A 3,491-nucleotide genomic window follows, 5' to 3' on the forward strand; every position below is an offset into this window, starting at 1 on the left:
CAGGTAGTGTGTGGTGCTGCGAACGTGAGAGAAGGTTTAAAAGTACCCTTCGCGAAAATTGGTGCTGTGTTGCCAGGTAACTTTAAGATTAAGAAAGCTAAGCTGCGTGGCGTTGAGTCATTCGGTATGTTGAGTGCCGAGTCAGAGCTTGGTTTGGCTGAATCTTCAGATGGTTTGATGGAATTGCCTGTTGATGCACCCGTAGGTGCTTGTATTCGCGAATACCTAGGTTTAGATGATAACTGTATCGATGTTGATTTAACGCCAAACAGAAGTGACTGTTTGTCTATTGCGGGTCTTGCTCGCGAAGTCGGTGTCTTGAATAAAGAGAATGTCACTAAGCCACAGATTGAGTCAGTGGTTTCAGAGAGTGAACTTACCTTCAAGGTAAACTTACAAGACACAGAGGGCTGCCCTAAATACTTGGGACGCGTCATTGAAGGTGTCGACCTAACTAAGCCTTCACCATTATGGCTGCAAGAAAAGTTACGTCGCTGCGGTTTACGTAGTATTGATCCTGCCGTTGACGTAACCAACTATATTTTGCTTGAGCTCGGTCAGCCAATGCATGCATTTGATTTAGATAAGCTGAATGGCTCAATCAATGTACGTCAAGCTGAAAATGCTGAAAAACTAACCTTGTTGGATGGTCAGGAAGTTGAACTTCGTGATGACACCTTGGTTATTGCAGATGAAAACACTCCACTTGCAATCGCAGGTATCATGGGTGGCGAAGCCTCAGGTGTTAGCGCTACAACTCAGAACATCTTTTTGGAATGTGCCTTCTTTGCACCCTTGGCGATTGCGGGTAAAGCACGCTCTTATGGCTTGCATACAGACTCTTCACACCGTTTTGAACGAGGTGTTGATTATGCGCTGCAGCACGAGGCAATGGAACGTGCAACGCGCTTATTAATCGATATTGTCGGCGGCAAAGCTGGCCCAATCGTTGAAGAAAGTGATGCAGAGACGCTTCCTAAGTCTTCGACTGTGACCTTGCGTGAAACTAAAGTTGAGTCGCTCTTAGGCTTGAAGGTAGAGACAGCTGAAATAGAAGAGATTCTAACGCGCCTTGGGCTTGAAGTTGTTGATCGAGCAGAGGGGCAGTGGACCTTTGCTGTGCCAAGCTATCGTTTCGATATTGCCATTGAACCAGACCTGATTGAAGAAATTGGTCGGGTCTACGGCTATAACAAACTACCTAAAACGACTGCATTAGGCTCAATGAAGCTGCGGGCCGTCGACGAAGATATCTTCCCGCAGGACTACCTGGCTGATCGTTTGGTGAGTTTAGGTTATCAGGAGGCAATCACTTACAGCTTTGTTGACGAAGAAACACAAAAGCTCGTGACGCCTGAAGAGCAGGGTATCGCTTTGGCAAACCCAATCTCAGCTGATTTGGCTGTGATGAGAACGTCTTTATGGCCTGGCTTGCTAAAAGCACTAAGCTACAACCAGAAGCGCCAGCAGCCCCGAGTTAAGTTTTTTGAGACAGGTCTAAAGTTTGTTCAAGAAGGCGAAGAGATTGTTCAAACTAGAATGATCTCGGGCGTTGTCTCAGGCACTGTTCAAAACGAAAACTGGTGTAATGAAAGCAGAGCAATCGACTTCTTTGATGTGAAGGCCGATCTTGAGAATTTATTGTTCTCAATTGACCCGACAGTCGCTTTCGAGAAGGGTGAACATGCTGCTTTACACCCTGGGCAGACTGCACAGATTGTAAAAAATGGTAAAAAAATCGGCTATTTAGGGGCTATTCACCCTAAATTACAAAAATCCTTGGATTTAAATGGCTCAGTTTATTTGTTTGAACTATGCTTAATTGAAACCGTTCAAGGACAAGTGCCGAGTTTTGATGGCGTGTCAAAATACCCAGAAGTTAGACGGGATTTGGCAATATTGATCGATCACGAGATACCGTTCCGAGACGTTGAGCAGATTGTTAGAGATAATGCCGGTGAAGACCTGGTTAATCTCAATGTGTTTGATGTTTATTCAGGTGATAATCTTGCTGAAAACGGAAAGAGTCTAGGCCTCGGTCTGGTATGGCAGCGAAGTGATCGCACTCTTAATGATGAAGAAATCAACGAGTCCTTTGAGCGTATTGTGTCAGCACTCAGTGCTAAGTTTGGAGCTAAATTAAGGAGCTAGCGCATGGCGGCTTTAACAAAAGCTGATATGGCCGAAAGCCTATACGACGAAGTTGGACTAAATAAGCGCGAAGCCAAAGAAATGGTGGAAGCGTTCTTTGATGAAATTGTTGGAGCCCTAGGTCACAATGAACAGGTGAAGCTATCTGGCTTCGGTAATTTTGACCTACGCGATAAGAAACAAAGGCCTGGACGTAACCCTAAAACTGGTGAAGAAATTCCTATTTCTGCCAGACGCGTTGTTACTTTCAGACCCGGACAAAAATTAAAGGCAAAAGTAGAAGAATATGCTGGAACCCAGTCACAATAATGAATTACCCCCGATTCCGGGTAAGCGCTATTTCACTATTGGAGAAGTAAGCGACTTATGTGGAGTCAAAGCTCATGTTCTACGTTATTGGGAGCAAGAGTTTGATGAACTGTCACCGGTAAAGCGTCGTGGAAATCGTCGTTATTATCAGCGCCAGGACGTCATGACTATTCGTCAAATTCGTAGTTTATTGTACGATCAAGGCTATACCATCGGTGGTGCCAAGCAAAAACTGCACAATGAAGGTGATGAGGGCCCTGCAGGGCAAAACTCTGAATTGATCAAGCAAATGATCACTGAGCTTGAAGAAGTTTTAGACGTACTAAACAGCTAAGCTTTCAAGTAATAAGGTAATCTTAAAAAACGCCGATACTATCGGCGTTTTTTATTTATTTCTAAAGCGTCATAAGGTATTATACCCGCGACTTAAGTCGACAGGCCTAAAACCCGTCGATTACCCCCATGTAAGCTGATACCTAGTATCAACCTGGTGAACAAATTCTTGTTTCACACCGTTCGGGATGTAGCGCAGCCTGGTAGCGCACATGTCTGGGGGACATGTGGTCGTGGGTTCGAATCCCGCCATCCCGACCAATTTTTCTTTTTTAATTCCTGTTTTTTAGCATCTGTCGCAGCTTTTACCATTATAGGGTGAAAATGTACATCATAGAGTCTAGACTCCCTTGTTTAATGCATAATCTGAAAATTCTACTTAGTTAACAGACATATAGGTCTGCATTCCCCTAAGATTATGTTTGATAATTTTTTGTTTTAATAATATTGATCGTTATTCAAAAAAATGAGGGCATTATGAAAGAAGGGACATATCTTGAAGAAGTCAGGCAGCAATACGAGAATTATCCCTACCCTGCAAGAGATCCTGCTAATGAGAAAACAGATCTTTATGTCTCCAAACCCTGCTCCTTAGATTGTCTTAATTATTACGCTTTTGAGGGTAAGCGTGATTTTACTCAGTCGTTTCGAGTCCTAGTTGCCGGTGGCGGGACCGGTGATGATGTTATTTATTTAGC

General features: G+C 43.9%; 4 protein-coding genes and 1 tRNA gene. All 5 read left to right on the forward strand.

Translation table 11 applies throughout. The features are described 5' to 3' along the window. The coding region (gene pheT, locus A3761_RS14335) for a phenylalanine--tRNA ligase subunit beta (protein ID WP_068750393.1) at positions 1-2,151 on the forward strand (2,151 nt) is incomplete at its 5' end. A 3-nt stretch (positions 2,152-2,154) separates the two neighbouring features. Further along, positions 2,155-2,460 carry an integration host factor subunit alpha gene (ihfA, locus tag A3761_RS14340; RefSeq protein ID WP_068507652.1) on the forward strand — a complete coding sequence of 102 codons (306 nt, stop codon included), beginning with the start codon at positions 2,155-2,157 and terminating at the stop codon, positions 2,458-2,460. Continuing rightward, on the forward strand, positions 2,438-2,794 hold the full coding sequence (locus A3761_RS14345) for a MerR family transcriptional regulator (protein ID WP_068507650.1): 357 nt from the start codon (positions 2,438-2,440) through the stop codon (positions 2,792-2,794). Before ihfA ends, A3761_RS14345 begins: the two co-directional genes overlap by 23 nt. Positions 2,795-2,977: 183 nt before the next feature. Further along, positions 2,978-3,054, forward strand: a tRNA-Pro gene (locus tag A3761_RS14350). 216 nt (positions 3,055-3,270) lie between these two features. Beyond that, positions 3,271-3,491, forward strand: a 221-nt coding sequence (locus A3761_RS14355; RefSeq protein WP_197473052.1) for a hypothetical protein, incomplete at its 3' end; no start/stop codon positions are given.

The sequence above is a fragment of the Oleiphilus sp. HI0123 genome (genome assembly GCF_001635315.1).